Source organism: Paenibacillus sp. J31P190 (genome assembly GCF_059692075.1).
Genome location: NZ_JCAUAS010000033.1, coordinates 1 through 15,768 on the forward strand (window position 1 = coordinate 1; position 15,768 = coordinate 15,768).

General features: G+C 45.9%; 16 protein-coding genes and 1 riboswitch. Of the genes, 9 read left to right on the plus strand and 7 right to left on the minus strand.

The window, feature by feature from the left end:
• Positions 1-428: 428 nt before the first annotated feature.
• Positions 429-1,022, minus strand: coding sequence for a DJ-1/PfpI family protein (locus AC58U0_RS33070; RefSeq protein WP_497383018.1), 594 nt, complete (start codon positions 1,020-1,022; stop codon positions 429-431).
• A 62-nt stretch (positions 1,023-1,084) separates the two neighbouring features.
• Positions 1,085-1,163: riboswitch (ZMP/ZTP riboswitch) on the minus strand.
• 150 nt (positions 1,164-1,313) lie between these two features.
• Here AC58U0_RS33070 and AC58U0_RS33075 point away from each other — a divergent pair.
• On the plus strand, positions 1,314-1,787 hold the full coding sequence (locus tag AC58U0_RS33075; protein WP_057305276.1) for a GlcG/HbpS family heme-binding protein: 474 nt from the start codon (positions 1,314-1,316) through the stop codon (positions 1,785-1,787).
• A 60-nt stretch (positions 1,788-1,847) separates the two neighbouring features.
• Here the strand turns inward: AC58U0_RS33075 and AC58U0_RS33080 are convergent, their stop codons facing one another.
• Genes AC58U0_RS33080 through kduI form a run of 4 tightly spaced genes read right to left on the minus strand, consistent with a single transcriptional unit; the run spans position 1,848 to position 5,073 of the window.
• Positions 1,848-2,678 (minus strand): sugar phosphate isomerase/epimerase family protein, encoded by an 831-nt coding sequence (locus AC58U0_RS33080; protein WP_497383019.1) that lies wholly within the window; start codon positions 2,676-2,678, stop codon positions 1,848-1,850.
• On the minus strand, positions 2,679-3,431 hold the full coding sequence (gene kduD, locus AC58U0_RS33085; protein WP_497383020.1) for a 2-dehydro-3-deoxy-D-gluconate 5-dehydrogenase KduD: 753 nt from the start codon (positions 3,429-3,431) through the stop codon (positions 2,679-2,681).
• Between the two features lie 18 nt (positions 3,432-3,449).
• On the minus strand, positions 3,450-4,205 hold the full coding sequence (locus AC58U0_RS33090) for a DeoR/GlpR family DNA-binding transcription regulator (protein WP_497383021.1): 756 nt from the start codon (positions 4,203-4,205) through the stop codon (positions 3,450-3,452).
• Between the two features lie 34 nt (positions 4,206-4,239).
• Positions 4,240-5,073, minus strand: coding sequence for a 5-dehydro-4-deoxy-D-glucuronate isomerase (kduI, locus tag AC58U0_RS33095; RefSeq protein WP_057305272.1), 834 nt, complete (start codon positions 5,071-5,073; stop codon positions 4,240-4,242).
• Between the two features lie 192 nt (positions 5,074-5,265).
• On the opposite strand from kduI, the gene AC58U0_RS33100 reads away from it, so the two are divergent.
• On the plus strand, positions 5,266-5,430 hold the full coding sequence (locus AC58U0_RS33100; RefSeq protein ID WP_497383023.1) for a hypothetical protein: 165 nt from the start codon (positions 5,266-5,268) through the stop codon (positions 5,428-5,430).
• Positions 5,431-6,174: 744 nt separating this feature from the next.
• On the opposite strand, the gene AC58U0_RS33105 is transcribed toward AC58U0_RS33100, so the two are convergent.
• Entirely contained in the window at positions 6,175-7,056 is an 882-nt protein-coding gene (locus tag AC58U0_RS33105; RefSeq protein ID WP_497383024.1) for a helix-turn-helix transcriptional regulator, read from the minus strand.
• 134 nt (positions 7,057-7,190) lie between these two features.
• On the opposite strand from AC58U0_RS33105, the gene AC58U0_RS33110 reads away from it, so the two are divergent.
• The 7 genes from AC58U0_RS33110 (at position 7,191) to AC58U0_RS33140 (ending at position 14,588) form a co-directional block, all read left to right on the plus strand.
• Positions 7,191-8,027 (plus strand): phytanoyl-CoA dioxygenase family protein, encoded by an 837-nt coding sequence (locus tag AC58U0_RS33110; RefSeq protein ID WP_497383025.1) that lies wholly within the window; start codon positions 7,191-7,193, stop codon positions 8,025-8,027.
• 100 nt (positions 8,028-8,127) lie between these two features.
• Positions 8,128-8,949, plus strand: a complete 822-nt coding sequence (locus AC58U0_RS33115; RefSeq protein ID WP_497383026.1) for a helix-turn-helix domain-containing protein — start codon at positions 8,128-8,130, stop codon at positions 8,947-8,949.
• Positions 8,939-9,850: an AraC family transcriptional regulator gene (locus AC58U0_RS33120; protein WP_497383028.1), complete on the plus strand. Its 912-nt coding sequence runs from the start codon at positions 8,939-8,941 to the stop codon at positions 9,848-9,850. Before AC58U0_RS33115 ends, AC58U0_RS33120 begins: the two co-directional genes overlap by 11 nt.
• A gap of 107 nt (positions 9,851-9,957) precedes the next feature.
• The gene (locus AC58U0_RS33125) at positions 9,958-11,463 is read left to right on the plus strand and encodes an alpha-glucosidase/alpha-galactosidase (protein WP_497383030.1); all 1,506 of its coding nucleotides are present in this window, start codon (positions 9,958-9,960) and stop codon (positions 11,461-11,463) included.
• Positions 11,464-11,590: 127 nt separating this feature from the next.
• On the plus strand, positions 11,591-11,908 hold the full coding sequence (locus AC58U0_RS33130; RefSeq protein ID WP_171642082.1) for a cupin domain-containing protein: 318 nt from the start codon (positions 11,591-11,593) through the stop codon (positions 11,906-11,908).
• A 76-nt stretch (positions 11,909-11,984) separates the two neighbouring features.
• Positions 11,985-13,829 (plus strand): sensor histidine kinase, encoded by a 1,845-nt coding sequence (locus AC58U0_RS33135; RefSeq protein ID WP_497383031.1) that lies wholly within the window; start codon positions 11,985-11,987, stop codon positions 13,827-13,829.
• A 6-nt stretch (positions 13,830-13,835) separates the two neighbouring features.
• Entirely contained in the window at positions 13,836-14,588 is a 753-nt protein-coding gene (locus AC58U0_RS33140) for a response regulator transcription factor (protein WP_497383032.1), read from the plus strand.
• Positions 14,589-14,674: 86 nt separating this feature from the next.
• Here the strand turns inward: AC58U0_RS33140 and AC58U0_RS33145 are convergent, their stop codons facing one another.
• The gene (locus tag AC58U0_RS33145; protein WP_497383033.1) at positions 14,675-15,739 is read right to left on the minus strand and encodes a TRAP transporter substrate-binding protein; all 1,065 of its coding nucleotides are present in this window, start codon (positions 15,737-15,739) and stop codon (positions 14,675-14,677) included.
• Positions 15,740-15,768 lie beyond the last annotated feature (29 nt).

Sequence of the window (15,768 nt, forward strand, 5' to 3'; positions counted from 1 at the left end):
GGCTTGCATTTCCATTAATTGTTCGAAGGAAAAAAGCTCTTCTTGTTGAATATGATACATGGGAGTACTCCTTTCTCTGTTTATTTGGTGTGGTAACCTTAAACTTCGAGATTTGGGGAGGTACTCCTTTTTTGCGTGCTTAAAACCCTTGCGGTAGCAAGGGTTCTAAATTATGAAATTGACTCCAGCGTACAACAATTCCTATCCATTCACCGGGGCTAAAGTGAAGATGTTGTATTTCGTACAACAATTTAGCCTAAATTCTTGCTAGCATGCTACTTTTGGCTGGAATTGTTGTATTTGGTGCAACAATCGCGAGGAACATGTGGATTACCTCGCTTAATGTTGTATAAAATGCAACCCCCAACCCCCAAACACACTCTCTCGCTCAAACTAATGTAAGCCGTTTATCCTTATTAGTCAGCTTATTACTCCAGATTCACATTAAACAACTGTCCCGCTTGATAGTAGGGGTAATCCATCTTTTGTTGAACTTGCTGCACGAAATGTGAATCAGTAAGAGATTCAATGACGAATAATCCTAAATCAATGGAGGCTGAAACGCCGCCACCGGTAAAGAGATTTCCGTCTCGGACGATTCGTTCTTTAACGACTTCGGAACAGTAAGGCGTCAATAACTCGTAGGCGGAAGGATTGGTGGTTGCTTTTTTTACATGTAGGAATTCGGCTGCACCTAGTAACAACGCACCTGTACACACAGAAACCTTATATGTCACATTACTTGAGGTTTGGAGCCAAGTGATGAAGTCAGAGTCAAATCTAAGGCTTCTCGTTGAGAAACCGCCAGGTACAAACAGGAGATCATAACCCGATAAAGCGGGATAGACATGTGTTGCCTTAACGGTTAAGCCTCGGTCGTCCGTAATTTCCTCCTTATTGGAGCAGAAATCCCAAGTGACGTTCTCTTTGGCCCCCATTATCCCCATCCATGTGATTGCTTCATAGAAGCCAGCGAAGTCTAACGTGGTCATTCCATCGAATAGTACGAATGCCATTTTCATAAACAGCCACCTGACCTTTCAATTGTCTTAAAAGCACAAAAAAGCATTTGATTAAGGATCAAATGCTTTGCCCAGGCGTACGGCCATTTGCGATGTGCTCCCTCATGGTTATCCATGTTTACGCCAGTCACACATCGGTTTAATTTCTATAATATTACAATTGCCCGCTCCGAAATACAATATCTTTTTTCAAGTGACGACCATGACATAAACCCATTACGTTCCCATATGAATGGAAGAGGTGTTTGTTGCGCACGTCATAATGGCAGTAAAGCAGGGAGGGAATGACTTATGAAATCGGTTTTTAAGCTTGAAGTAGAGGAAGCGAGGGTCATGATCGCAGCAGGCATACAAGCGGCAATAGAAGCGAATGCAGCCGAAACGATATGTATTGTAGACGATGGCGGGTATCTAATTGCGTTAGAAAGAATGAATGGCGCTCGCAATACGAGCCCTGAAATCGCCATAGCAAAGGCGTTTACAGCTAGCGGTCACAGGCGTTCTACGCATTTGTTCAATCAACCCGGTGGCCCAGCGACCATCCATGGTGAGGCATTTGGTATTCATGCTATGATGCCTGGTAAATTTGCCATCTTCGTCGGAGGGCTTCCGATTGTGGTGAACGGGAGTGTCATTGGCGGAGTCGGTGTAAGTGGAGGGAATGGAGAGGATGACATTGCGGTGGGGGTTGCGGCGTTAAAGGCGCTGCAGTCTTATTTGGGTAACACGTATGAAGTCATGACAGAGCCTGATATAAAGAAATAGGCATTATTTCAAAAAGGAAAGCCCCAGTCCCTCTGATGATAGAGAGGACGGGGCTTATTTTTAACTCATAAGGCTTCTTACATATTGAAAAGTTTCATCAAGCGTATCATCAGCAAGCTGTTCTAAGGAGATATCGATGCCTGGTTTTGCCCGGTACAGCTTTTCCAAAAACGATTTCGTTTGGAAAATACCCTTACCAGATCGTACCTCTTTTCGCTTGTCGTTCTGAATAACAACATCCTTAAGATGGGCGAGGACAATCCGGTCACCGAAAGCAGCAAAAGCCTGATCTAGGAAAACATCTTGTGAATCTATTGCTGTTGGCGGGAGCAGGTTGACTGGGTCAAATACAACTCCCAGATTACTGGATGGAACCTCATCCAAAATCCGAACCATTTTCTCAGTGCTAGATAACGTGTGAGTAAAAACAGGTTCGAGTCCGATGAAGACACCCCAACGTTCCGCTTCTTCAGCTAATTCCTCAACCGTTTGCTTGAGTATCTCCCACCCAATGGCTTCATAACGCTCGGAATCCTGTGAGAGGTAAGTCGTTAGTTCGGCTGTTTCCGTCGCAACGATGGATGTACCAAAGTCTCTGGCGAAACGCAGATGCTCTTTGAACCGATTGATTTCATGACGCCGTTGCTGAGGATCAGGATGAATCGGGTTAATATAACAGCCAAGCACGCCAATCCGGATACCAGCACGGTGGAATTGCTCGCCAATGTGGTTGGCTAGAGCAGGGCTGAGCCTACCGAGGCTGGTGTCAAAATCACTGATTGCTTTGCTGAGTGCCAGTTGAACGAAGTCAATGCCTCGTCCGCTTAGCTTCTCTGTTAATTGCTTTAATGGAAGATGGCCGACGGTATGGGCTAACGTACCGATTCCCATCTATCTAGCCATCCATCCGCCGTCCACGCACAGTACGTGTCCGTTCATATAATCCGATGCATGCGATGACAAGAACACAACAGGACCTTTCAAATCCTCTGGAGAGCCCCAACGGCCTGCCGGAATTCGGTCTGTAATGGATTGTGTACGTTTCTCATCTTTGAGGATAGGAGCTGTATTATTCGTCGTCATGTAACCAGGGGCGATGGCATTGATCTGGATACCTTTCCCGGCCCACTCGTTCGCTAAAGCTTTGGTAACGCCAGCTATAGCATGTTTACTCGCTGTGTAGCCAGGAACATTAATGCCACCTTGGTAGGTTAGCATGGAAGCGATGTTCACGATCTTGCCGCTGCCGCGCTCAATCATGTGACGGCCAATTAGCTGACATAAGAAGAAGGCAGAGTTCAAGTTCAGATCAATGACATCGTGCCAATCTTGACGTGCATGGTCAACAGCCGGCGTACGTCGGATGATTCCGGCATTATTCACGAGAATATCGATGCCGTCGTAGATACCGATAGCTTTATTTACAACATCCTCAAGGATGTCTTCGTTGCTAAGGTCAGCTGCGATCAGCTCGGCTTTGCCGCCTAGTGCTCGGATGGCTTCTACCGTTTGAACGCTTTCGGAAGAGGATACAGCAATGACATTTGCTCCTGCTTCAGCAAGGCCAATGGCCATGGCTTGACCAAGACCGCCGGAAGCGCCGGTTACGAAGGCTGTTTTGCCTGTTAAATTAAAAAGTGTCATGAAGGATACTCCTTTTCACTATTGAGTTACGATCTGAATGCCAGCATCAAGGTATTGCTTGGCAATTTCAGCGGGTAGGGCACTATCTGTTAGGATCATAGCCACTTCAGACAAGGAAGCGAACGTGCGTAAGGCACACTGGCCGAATTTGTAATGATCGGCAACGCCGTAAACCGTTGCGCTGGATCTAATCAATGCACGTTTATAATCAGCATGATCACTTGTGTAGATGGTAAAGCCGTGCTGCAAATGAACGCCAGTGGCAGAAATGAATGCTTTCTGAATGTTGAGCTTATTCACATAGTCCACGGCTTCAGGACCTGCGAGCATGTTGCGCAGACGGTAGCCGCCTGGAACAACCAGACGGATTTCTTCCTTATGCAAGAGCTCGGAGATAATAAATAGATCATTCGTTACAACAGTAAGCGGCTGATTCTCCAGCCGCCTAGCAATTTCAAGTGTTGTACTGCCGCCATCGAGGGCAATGATATCCCTTGGTTGAATGTATCGCAGAGCTATCGTCGCGATTTCGGATTTCTGATCGGCATGCTTAATGATCGGCTCTTTCGTTGAAAGTATGCCAAGCTGATCACTTTGAGCGAGCACTGCGCCGCCATGAATGCGGACAAGCAGCCCTTTTTCTTCGAGTTTGGCCAGATCTTCGCGAATCGTTTTACCTGTAACGTCCAGCCGTTCACTAAGCTCGTTAACGGTTACTTCTTTCTGTGCCAGAAGTATTTCCATAATGGTTTCATATCTGCGTAAAGGGTTCATCGGTTGTCATCCGTTTCTAAGTAGAGGTTATCGACTATTTTAAATCTTTCATAGCCACGGCGTCCATATCATCAAAAATTTGATTTTCGCCAGCCATGCCCCAAATGAAGGTGTAGTTGTTCGTGCCCACACCGCTATGAATGGACCAGCTTGGGGAAATGACAGCTTGCTCATTGCGCATGACTACGTGACGTGTTTGCTGCGGCTCACCCATCATGTGGAACACTACCGCATCTTCCGGCATGTCAAAGTAGAAGTAAACTTCGGAACGACGATTGTGTGTATGAGAAGGCATTGTGTTCCACATGTTGCCTGGCTTCAGAAGTGTCATACCCATAACGAGTTGACAGCTTTTTATGCCGCCTGTGTGGATGTATTTGTAAATCGTGCGCTCATTGGATGTATTGATGCTGCCTAAATGAGTAGGAGTAGCTTCGCTAATAGCGACTTTCACCGTTGGATATGTTTGGTGAGCAGGTGTTGAATTAAAGTAGAATTTCGCTGGCTCGGCAGCGTTATCACTAGCAAACGTAATGTCCTTCGCGCCAAGACCAATATAAATGCAATCTTTGGAATCCATGTTGTAAACCGTACCATCAACGGTGATCGTGCCTCTGCCGCCAACATTAATAATACCGATCTCGCGGCGCTCTAAGAAATAATCTGCAGCCATTTCTTTCTTGTCAGCTTGCAATTGAAGTGCGCCTGTAATTGGAAGGACACCACCAATGATGAAACGGTCAACATGGGAGTAAACCAATTTAATTTCATTAGGTGAGAACAAAGCATTAATTTGAAACTCAGCTTGCAGGCGTTCAGTGTCAAATTGTTTAACTTCATTCGGGTGTGATGCGTAGCGGATATCCATCGGTTAATCTCTCCTCATATTTGGTTTATTTATGTTGATATTCGTTCATATAGGTTTAATTTACTCCAATAATGGGGTTTAGGCAAGCGTTTTCGGACCAATGTTTCAAAAGTTTCTGTTAGGGTGAATAAAGGATACGGAATAGGTAAACAACAAACGAACGAGACTAGTTTACAATTAGGAGGTTAGCACATGGATAAAAGTCATTATTTCGATCACGTATGTAACGACACGATTCCTACTCAACCTGAGGAAGAGGCTACAACACCAACAGATATGCTGAGTGAGGCTGTCGAGGAAATCATGGATAATGTGAAAAAGGTGTTCTCTGCCGGCGATCCCGATGATCGGGATTAGGAAGTGGAAGAGCTTCTCCCGAAGATGGGAGAGTGTTGAAAAGGACCTTGTTGTTGTCTACATGTGTAGATAACAAGGTCCTTTTTTTCATTTTGGAGTTAGGCGACGATGCTTCCCTTATATTGGGTAGTTTCAACGGATTTTTGCTAGGTTAAGTAAGATTTTGGACATGCAAAATATTCGGTAATTAGCATGTTTTACTAACGTTTTACTTCTGGTTTATTGAAAAAATGGAGAATTAGACAGACAAGTTGTACAGCGTACAACAATTTCCTTAATTTCTTCTTGGCAAGCTATGGATTGTTGCATGTTAGAGGCCGTCGATTCATTCATCTAATCTTGCTCTGCATGGAGGTGTCTTGGATCGGGTTCATATGTTAAATAGGCTAATTGAGGTTGCTAGATGAATGAATCCGTGTTCGCGGTTGAATGATGTTGTAGAAATTACAACAATTACTACCTAATTCTCACCTTTTTCCATTAGTTGTTGCATCATGTACAACAATTTAGTCCTATACAGGCCATTCGCAACAAATTGGGTTAAAAATGTTGTACAAACTGCAACTTCAAGTTGCAAAATAGCCTTTGGGCTTGCAAATTATTGTATAAAATACAACATTGGAACCACTTTAGCCCATTTGCCCTAACGAAGACTGAATGACTCTAAAATCGGACTTTGGAGTTTTGAATACCGTTGTGAGAGACATAATGAATCAATCGATACGTCAATTGGGAATTGCTTTGTTAGAGTGTATCATTCCATCCAGCTTGAAACAGTCTCCATTGGATCGGGGTCATGCCGGTAATGCGTTTAAACACGGTGGCAAAATGTTGACTGGATGCGTACCCCAATTCATTAGCAATCTTTGTTACCGTATCCGTGCCTTCAACAAGCAGTCCGCAGGCATTTTTAATTCGTGAGCGTTCTATAAATACCATTGGCGGGAGCCCCGTATATTCCTGAAAGGTGCGGAAGAAGTGGGAGGGACTGATTCGGACAAAATCAGCCATCTCTTCGATGGCGGGGCGCCATTGCGGCTCTTCCGCGATCCGGCCTATCAGCGCATCCAATTGACGTAATAGATCGTCAGCGAGAGAAACAACTGTTTGACTAGGCTGAAGAATTCGAAGCAGCAGCCCAAGCAGCGCTTGGCGGGTAGCGGAGGTTCGTAATGGACTGTTGGAATTTAGCGCATTTCGCAACTGTCTAATGTCGTCAACGGCCTGCAGACCAGTGTGGGTAACTCTTGGCAGCGCCTCTAGTGCAAGTTTGAAGCATTCACTCTCGTCTTGCGGCAAGCGCAACCAGTCTTCCACATGCGGCGGTGTGACGATGAACCACCAGAATCGACTGGGCTCAATCACGTTGAAGCCCCCGCGATGAACCTCGCCAGGGCTGGTGTGAAACACGTCACCTGCTTTTGTCTCATAAACGTGCCCGTTCAGCTCCCAGCTGGCTTTACCCCGTTCAACCAAAACGAATTCGTATCCGTCATGCTTATGAAAGGAAAGGGGCAGTGCCGACCTAATTTCATCGAAGCCGAAGAGGAGCAATTCCGGAACTCCTAGTATGCGATTATCCTTATTGATGTCGTAAGTCCAGCGTGGACTTTGTTTCGCAGGCACGGGGAGGGACCTCCTCTACGTTCGGATGTTCTTATTTGTCTTGTATGTTTCTCATACTACTTTGTAGCTCTGTGAACGTCAATCATCAAGGGATTAAGTATGATGAAAGCAAGACATATAAGGAGGAATTTACGATGACTTTGAAAGTAGATAGAACGTACAAAATTACGGCTCAGGACAAGGATACATTCAATCGCGATGGATACTGGATATCTCCGAAGCTGCTGGACGATGATCAAATCGCACGGTTGCGACTTGCGCACGAGCGGGTTTGGACTGGCGATTACGATGGCGATGGGCTTCCGATGAACCATTACCGTGCGAACCCGAACCCTGATTCATTACGCAAGCTAGATAATGGATGGTGGATCAATGACGAGATCCGAAGAGCTGTCACAGATCCGTTAATCGGTGAGCTTGCAGCCGATTTGCTGGAGACCGATGAAATTCGGCTCTGGCACGATCAGGTTATTTATAAGCCAGGTGTCAGCAATAAGGAGACGCAGTCAGGTAACGTTGGCTGGCATCAGGATTACGGCTACTGGCAATGCTCCAGCAATTCGAACATGGTGACCGTATGGATAGCGCTGCAGGACACGGATCTAACCAACGGCGGGATGATGACCATACTTGGATCTCACAAGTGGGGACTAATACCTGATAGCAATACGTTCTTCGATCCGAACATGGAGGAGCTTAGGAACAAATATGCGGCAGGTCGTGAATGGGTCGAGGAGCCCTGCATTCTGAAGGCTGGTCAGGCAAGCTTCCATCATGCTCTTACGTTCCACGGGTCCGGCGCAAATAAGACGAATCAGCCTCGTATGTCTGTCGTCGCGCATCTGATGCCTGGCGGCACCAGCTACCGCGCAGGCTTACAGCGTCATGATAATTCCCGTCTGTTAGGACCGCGCCCTTATCACGGTCAAGCTTTTGCAAATGAGTATTTTCCAGTTTTGTTTAAACGATAATTAAGGTGCAAAATCCCTTCCATACGAAGGGATTTTCTTTTTACCTACAGGCGGTTACAATTGCCTTAATGATGACACAGCTTTTCTGGAGATGAAGCACATGGCGAATCCGTTGGAACATCTTAGTTTTAATCATATCGATTCCGCTACGGTCGGTACGATTGTATATCCGCCGGGCGGCAGGTACGGTCCTCGCATCCAACAAGATATTCAGCTCGTTCTATTACATACTGGTTCTATGGAAGTGACCATTGATGGCGTTCTCTTCCGATTGGAGCCCGGCAATGCGGCACTTTTGAAGCCTGGGCACATCGAGCATTTTACATTTGCGGATGAACAGGAGAGCTGGCATCGTTGGGTGGCCGTAAGCGTCCAACCCTTATCAGTAGATGAGGTAAAAGCATTGGAGCAGGTCCCGTTTAGCTTCCCAATCTCTGAACACTTGAACCGATTAACAGACCTTATGCTTTCGATCCGATCCGAGCATGCGGATACAGGGACTGTCATGCGAAGTCTCGGTCACACAGCGATTCAATTGTTTCTATCGGAGTTGTCCAAGGCGCAGCTGCAGCAAGACATTCATCCTTCTGTTTTACGTGCGAAAGCTTATATTCATCAAGAGTTCAAGGAAGGACTCGATTTGACGATGATTGCCTCACATGCGGGAGTTTCGGATGAGCATTTGGTCCGGCTTTTCCGTAGATACGAGCAGACGACGCCGATTAAATATGTGTGGCACTATCGTGTACTGCGTGCTATTGAGTTACTAGCCCATACGGGTTTATCGATATCGGAAATTGCTCAGCGAAGCGGGTTCCAAACCAGTTACCACTTCGCGCGATTGGTGAAGCAGCAAACAGGTAAAACCCCTTCAGAAATAAGGACTTCCTCATGGGGGAAAGGAGATTCTCATGCAGAATAGCGTCAGCCTATTTCCCGCTTTTTTAACCGAGCATCACTGCCATCCTCAGGTAATGGCGTATTATTTTAAACAATGGCAAGGCTTCTATATGTCCTTTCATCGCCATGATGCAGTAGAAATTATGTATACCATACAAGGTTCCTGCGACGTTGAAATCCAAACACAGCCTTCACAAATCGAAAGTGTTAGTCTCAAAAAGGGAGAGTTCATTATTATGGACGCAAATGTCTCCCATCGATTGATCGTTGACGAGGCTGCTCCCTGTAGAATGCTAAATGTAGAGTTCCGCTTTGCCCAGCAAAAGGGTGTGTTTCCATCTATTCATCAACTGGCGGCAGAAGACAAGCTGTTGGCTTCTTTACTGGAGGTTAAATCTCCTTATTTGGTGCTGCGCGACCCCGATGAGGTTTACCACATTATGAAAAGCTTGGTGCTTGAACTGGATAAAGCAGCTGCCAAAAGTGAAACGATGGTTCAATTGCTCATCGCACAACTGCTCATTCGAATTGCGCGTCTTAGGCAAGAAGCAGCAAGCAGCGGCATGGCGCAAAGTGAATGGTATGTGAAACAGAGCATGGATTATTTGCATCAGAACTATGACCGCGACATTCAAGTGAAGGATATTGCCGGAGCAGTAAATTTACACCCCGGGTATTTACAGCGAATTTTCAAATCGTTAACGGGGCAAACCCTTATGTCTTATTTAACGGTGATTCGGATGGAAAAAGCTAAAATGCTGCTGCTGGAAACGGATGTGCCGATTTCAGAAATTTGTGACTATATTGGGGTTGGGAGCCGACAGTATTTTCATATGCTTTTCAAAGACTATACCGATTTAACTCCTACGGAATATCGGAAGTCAATGGATACTCATAAGTGGAATTATCCAGAAAAAAGTTAGGATTTTTGACAAATCACCTCCGATGAAGTTAGGAATTTGATAACGTTTTCTCTTTCGCGCTTGATACAATGTGAATTGTAGATTAAACGATAGAGAGGACGATAGATATGTCATTTAAGGTAGCTTTTATTGGAGCAGGGAGTATTGGATTTACACGCGGATTACTTCGAGATTTGTTAGCAGTATCTGAATTTCATGATATTCAAGTCGCTTTTACAGACATCAATCAACATAATTTAGATATGGTTACGGAGCTGTGCCAAAGAGATATTCGAGAAAATGGTTTAAAAATAGAGATTCAAGCTACAACAGATCGTAGAGAAGCTTTGAAAGACGCGAAGTATGTCTTATGTACGATTCGTGTGGGAGGTCTTGAGGCTTTTGCAACCGATGTGGATATTCCGCTGAAATACGGCGTTGACCAATGTGTGGGCGACACGCTATGTGCTGGCGGCATTATGTATGGTCAGCGCGGCATTTCGGAAATGCTTCGCATTTGCCAAGATATTCGAGAAGTGGCGGCGCCAGATGTGCTGCTGTTAAATTATGCGAATCCGATGGCTATGCTGACTTGGGCTTGCAACAAGTACGGCGGTGTACGGACGATTGGTCTCTGTCACGGAGTTCAGCATGGGCATAAACAAATCGCGGAAGTATACGGCTTGGAGAAAAAGGAAGTAGACATTATTTGCGCAGGCATCAATCATCAAACTTGGTATGTACAGATTCGTCACAATGGTCAGGATTTGACGGGCGGTCTGCTTGAAGCTTTCGAGAACCATCCGGAGTTCACGCGTACGGAGAAAGTTCGTATCGACATGCTGCGCCGCTTTGGCTACTATAGTACAGAATCCAACGGACATCTAAGCGAGTATGTGCCTTGGTACCGAAAGCGTGCTAGCGAAATCCAAGACTGGATCGACATGGGCAGCTGGATTAATGGAGAAACAGGCGGCTATCTGCGAGTTTGCACGGAGGGACGCAACTGGTTCGAGACGGAGTTTCCGAACTGGATGAAGGATAAGGCATTTGTTTACGATGCTGAGAAACGCAGTGAAGAGCATGGCTCCTATATTATTGAGGGCCTTGAGACAGGACGCGTGTATCGAGGACATTTCAACTTAGTCAATAACGGTGTCATCTCGAATCTGCCTGATGATGCAATCATCGAAGCGCCAGGTTATGTAGATCGCAACGGCATCTCGATGCCTCATGTTGGAGACCTGCCGCTTGGACCAGCAGCGGTATGCAATGTGAGTATTTCTGTACAGCGGCTTGCTGTGGAAGCTGCCGTGCATGGCGATGATAAGCTGCTTCGTCAAGCGTTTATGATGGATCCACTCGTAGGAGCCGTCTGCAATCCCAAAGAAATATGGCAGATGGTCGATGAAATGCTGGACGCACAAGAGGCATGGTTGCCACAATATGGCACAGCAATTGTCGAAGCGAAACAACGTCTCGCAGCTGGGAACCTCGTTCCTACGCGCAGCTATGAGGGTGCAGCTCGCTTGAAAGTGAAAACGGTGGAAGAAATGCAGCAGGATCGTGAAGCTGCGAATAAAAATGCAGGCGAAGCGGACAAAGGGAAGGATCGCGCAGCGGTTAACTCGTAATGTTCGTTTAGATTCAAGTATGTTCATTTAGGTTCTTTTCAGATATAATAAAAAAAGGAAGTGAAGGACCGCTTGCGGTCCTTTTATTTTTTCGTAAGATCGTTTAATGATGAAAGGGGAAAGTCAGATGTCTAATATTGGCGTATGGGAAGCAGCCGAGCCAGGCGTTCAGCGCTGCATTCTGAAAGCTGAGGTTGGTTTAATGATGATGGAGGTTCATTTCGAGCCAGGAGCCATTGGTTACCAACACAGCCATGTTCATGAACAAATGTCCTATTGCTTAAAAGGAAAAATTGAGTTTACCATAGATGGTGTGGTAACCGTTATCGAGCAAGGCCAGACGGTATACATACCAAGTAACGCCAAGCATGGTGTAACAGCATTAGAAGAATCCGCCTTATTAGATGTCTTCACACCGATTCGCGAAGATCTTGTAAAACGGTAACCAGTTGCGCTTGCAGCTGGTTTTTCTTTCTTAACCATTGAATGCGTTTACAAATCCGGCGGAATGGAGGTTAAACATGAGTAGAAGAGGTCGTAGAGCTTGGATCTGGTTCTACAGAAACTTGTTTCTGCGTGATCGTCCATTGACAGTGAAACTGCTCGTCTATTCGGCCATGCTGGTGGTCATACCGCTGCTCGTGGTGGGGCTGATTTCTTATCAGAAATCATCTGAAGTGCTGCGTGAGGAAGCCAATTTGAGTAACAAACAAATCATCGAGCAAGTTAAGCTGCATATTGAATACTATATTCGAGATTTCGAGATCGACTCGATTCGCATGCAGAATCATCCGTCGATGCAGCAGTTTCTAAGGATGACAAGCGAACAAGAAGTGAAGAATTCAGGCATTCGCGAGCCGATGATGCAGCTTTTGAACGATACCGCTTATTCGCGATCAGACATCTCTCGGATTATGCTTGTTATGGAAAACCAGACGGTCTTGGATACAAGCATGAACAAAAATGTGACCCCGGCACTGCAATTGATACAGGAGCCATGGTTTGCCAGTGTACCCTCCAACAGTGATATTATGTTGATCATCAGACCGCCTTCTCAGCGCTACGAGTTGGAATATGTGCCTGTTCTCTCCATCGTGAAGCGCTTAGTGAGTCCACTTACCTTAGAGCCCGTTGCAACGTTAATTATGGAAGTCAACTTCAAACGGATTCAAGAGATTGCTGAACGCGTTACAATTGGACGAACGGGGTATTTATCTATTCTTGACCCATACGGGCGTTATATTTATTCTCCTGAGTATACGGAAATTGGTCATTTGGCGGATTGGGATCAGCTAGCATGGATTTTGCAGCAGGAAAGCGGATCATACCAAGCTCAAACAGGAGATAAGCCATTCTACACCTTCAGTCTGTCGTCCTATTTAAATTGGCGGTTGGTGACGACGATCCCTGAAAAAGAATTGACGCGTGGATCCGAGTATATTCGGCGAACGATTTGGTGGACAGTCCTTGCCACCTTATTGATGGCCTATTTGATTGGGATTGGTTTTGCTACGAGTATCGTTCGGCCTGTAAGAGCGCTGCAATTTTTCATGAAAAGAGTGAAAGATGGCGACTTTCTGGCTCGCGCGGATATCGAATCCAAGGACGAGATTGGGCAGCTAACGAATGATTTTAATAAAATGGTCGAAAAGCTCCAGGTACTGCTCGATGAAATTTACTACTCTCAGCTCCGAGAGAAGGATCTTCAGCTGCGCCAAAAAGAAACAGAACTGAAAGTGCTGCAATCGCAGGTTAATCCGCACTTTCTCATGAACGCTTTAGAAACGGTGCGAGGGATGGCACTGGAAAAGGATATGACCGACATCTCTGTGCTCGTTGCGTCCCTAGCTCGACTACTGCGTTACAATCTCAATCATGCTGGGGCAACGATCTCCTTGCAGCAGGAAATTCAGATATGCGACATGTATTTACGGATTCAGAAGTATCGGTTTGATGATAAACTCACCTATGAATTCCTGATCCCTGAATGGGCTGAAGGACAAATCATCGCGAAGTTCGCTTTACAGCCCTTGGTCGAAAATTGTGTCATTCATGGCATTGAAACGAGTGCACAGCCTGTTCATATTGTTATTTCAGCTGCTCAATTAAATGATCATCAATTTGTTGTGGAGATTCAGGATAGCGGTGTGGGAATTCCGGCTGCCAAACTCCGTGCCTTACAGCTCGATTTGCTGCAGAAAGACATGATTACGGCGGTATCACAGATCGGCATCGTCAATGTGCATCGGCGTATTTCTTATCTGTTTGGTGACGCCTACGGTCTTGAGCTAGAAAGTGGTGCAGATGCAGGAACTCTCGTGAGAATCAAGCTGCCGCTGAAGCCTCGCGGAGAGGAAGGGAGGTAGGAGGTCATGTACAAAGTCATTCTTGTGGACGATGAAAGATGGGTTCGTGTCGTCCTTCGTAAAGCCGTGGAACAAACCAAGCTTCCTTTCGAAATCGTGCAGGAATGCGCGAATGGTCTGGAGGCTATGGATGCACTGCTGAAGCATAGCGCTGATTTGGTTATCTCGGATGTAAAGATGCCGATCATGGACGGCATTGCTTTGGCGGAGCAGATGACACAAGTATCGGCCAATTTAATCCTAGTGAGCGGGTATGACGATTTTCAGTTAGCGCAGCAAGCAATACGCTTTGGGGTGAAGGACTATCTGCTTAAACCTGTGGAAATGGAGGCGATGGCAGATTGTTTGGGCCGATGGATGCAAGACAGGACAACGAAGACAGCGAGGCGGTTGGCGGATTCCCCGCTAATCGGAACGGACGAATTGTCAGTCATTGAACAAGTGCAGCAGTTTATCGGCTCGAACTTATCCAGAGATATCAGCTTAACCGATGCCGCAGCTTTGGTCCATTTGAACCCCAGCTACTTAAGCCAGCTCTTTAAGCAGCAAACGGGAGGCAAGTTCGTCGATTATGTCATTGAAATGCGCATGGAGGAAGCGAAGAAGCTGTTGATAAAAACGTCTTTACGTGTTTCCGAGATCGCAGAACGACTTGGTTATGCGGATATTTCTTACTTCAGCAGTACGTTCAAAAAGCTGATCGGCTGCTCCCCGTTGGAATACAGGAAATGTGGCGGAAGGCTGGATGAAGCCAAATAGAAGCGAAATGAAAAAGGACATCTGAGGGGGAGAATGCACCCCATAGAATGTCCTTTTTCATTTGATTGCTTATGCTATTCTTTAGCTTATTTTCTAGCTTTCTCGATAGCTTCTAACGTTTCTTTGTAGTCGTTGCGATACTTTTCGATAACAGGCTTTACAGCATCTTGCCATGGCCCCAGGTCAGATACGTCCGTAATCGTAACTCCCGCCGCTTTCACTTTGGCTTCGGAATCCTTCTCGAATTTATCCCATTCTGCTTTTTGCGTTTTGACGGATTCAATAGCAGCCTTTTTAATAAGCGCTTTATCGTCAGCAGACAGCTTATCCCAAGCTACTTTAGAAATCAAAAGCACTTCAGGCACCCGTTGGTGCTGGTCAAGAATGAGATTTTTGGCTTGTTGAAAATGATTGGAAGAGAAATAACTCGGATAGTTATTCTCAGCGGCATCTATGATACCTGTTTGCAAAGCATTGAAGACGTCTCCATAGGGCATTGGTGTTGCATTCGCACCAAGTGCATTCATAAGATCAATGTTGACCTTGTTTTGAATAACGCGAATTTTGAGTCCTTTCAGATCGGCGATGCTTTTAATCGGCTTCTTGGAATAGAAATGACGAGCACCAGAGCTGTAATACGCAAGTCCCTTCATACGTGAAGACTCTAAGCTATCGAGCAGCTTCGTTCCTTGCTCGCTTTCAAGGAATTTCCATTGATGATTATCGTTATCGAAAATGTAGGGCAAGCTGAACACTTCATACTGCTTGTTGAACCCGCCAAGCGCTCCCGTACTGACACGTGTGAATTCAATTGCACCGAGTTGAACTTGTTCGATCACGGCTTTCTCTTCTCCGAGTTGGGAGGCAGGGAATACATCGATTTTGATGCGCCCATCCGATGCTTGATTCACGAGTTCGGCGAATTTCTTATCGCCTAGCGTCGTTGGGTAGTCAGCGGGGTGTGTCTCAGCTAGACGGAAATTTAATTTAGGACCGTCGGCATTCTTCGCTGCTGCAGCAGGGCTGGCGGCCCCAGGAGTCGTTGTTGAACCGCTATTGGTCGGTGTACTGCCGCCGCCGCAAGCTGCAAGTAAGAGACTAGTACCAATCACTGTACTTAGAGCCGTGATGTATTTTCTTTTCATTTTCATATCGAATATTCCCCTTTTTATCGTATTAG

Bases quoted from the DNA above. Each gene is read 5' to 3' on its own strand.
- AC58U0_RS33090 (WP_497383021.1), bottom strand. From the start codon at position 4,205: ATGAACCCTTTACGCAGATATGAAACCATTATGGAAATACTTCTGGCA.
- AC58U0_RS33070 (WP_497383018.1), bottom strand. From the start codon at position 1,022: ATGAAAATGGCATTCGTACTATTCGATGGAATGACCACGTTAGACTTC.
- AC58U0_RS33100 (WP_497383023.1), top strand. From the start codon at position 5,266: ATGGATAAAAGTCATTATTTCGATCACGTATGTAACGACACGATTCCT.
- AC58U0_RS33120 (WP_497383028.1), top strand. From the start codon at position 8,939: ATGCAGAATAGCGTCAGCCTATTTCCCGCTTTTTTAACCGAGCATCAC.
- AC58U0_RS33135 (WP_497383031.1), top strand. From the start codon at position 11,985: ATGAGTAGAAGAGGTCGTAGAGCTTGGATCTGGTTCTACAGAAACTTG.
- AC58U0_RS33145 (WP_497383033.1), bottom strand. From the start codon at position 15,739: ATGAAAATGAAAAGAAAATACATCACGGCTCTAAGTACAGTGATTGGT.
- AC58U0_RS33125 (WP_497383030.1), top strand. From the start codon at position 9,958: ATGTCATTTAAGGTAGCTTTTATTGGAGCAGGGAGTATTGGATTTACA.
- AC58U0_RS33080 (WP_497383019.1), bottom strand. From the start codon at position 2,678: ATGGGAATCGGTACGTTAGCCCATACCGTCGGCCATCTTCCATTAAAG.
- AC58U0_RS33110 (WP_497383025.1), top strand. From the start codon at position 7,191: ATGACTTTGAAAGTAGATAGAACGTACAAAATTACGGCTCAGGACAAG.
- AC58U0_RS33075 (WP_057305276.1), top strand. From the start codon at position 1,314: ATGAAATCGGTTTTTAAGCTTGAAGTAGAGGAAGCGAGGGTCATGATC.
- AC58U0_RS33130 (WP_171642082.1), top strand. From the start codon at position 11,591: ATGTCTAATATTGGCGTATGGGAAGCAGCCGAGCCAGGCGTTCAGCGC.
- kduD (WP_497383020.1), bottom strand. From the start codon at position 3,431: ATGACACTTTTTAATTTAACAGGCAAAACAGCCTTCGTAACCGGCGCT.
- AC58U0_RS33115 (WP_497383026.1), top strand. From the start codon at position 8,128: ATGGCGAATCCGTTGGAACATCTTAGTTTTAATCATATCGATTCCGCT.
- kduI (WP_057305272.1), bottom strand. From the start codon at position 5,073: ATGGATATCCGCTACGCATCACACCCGAATGAAGTTAAACAATTTGAC.
- AC58U0_RS33140 (WP_497383032.1), top strand. From the start codon at position 13,836: ATGTACAAAGTCATTCTTGTGGACGATGAAAGATGGGTTCGTGTCGTC.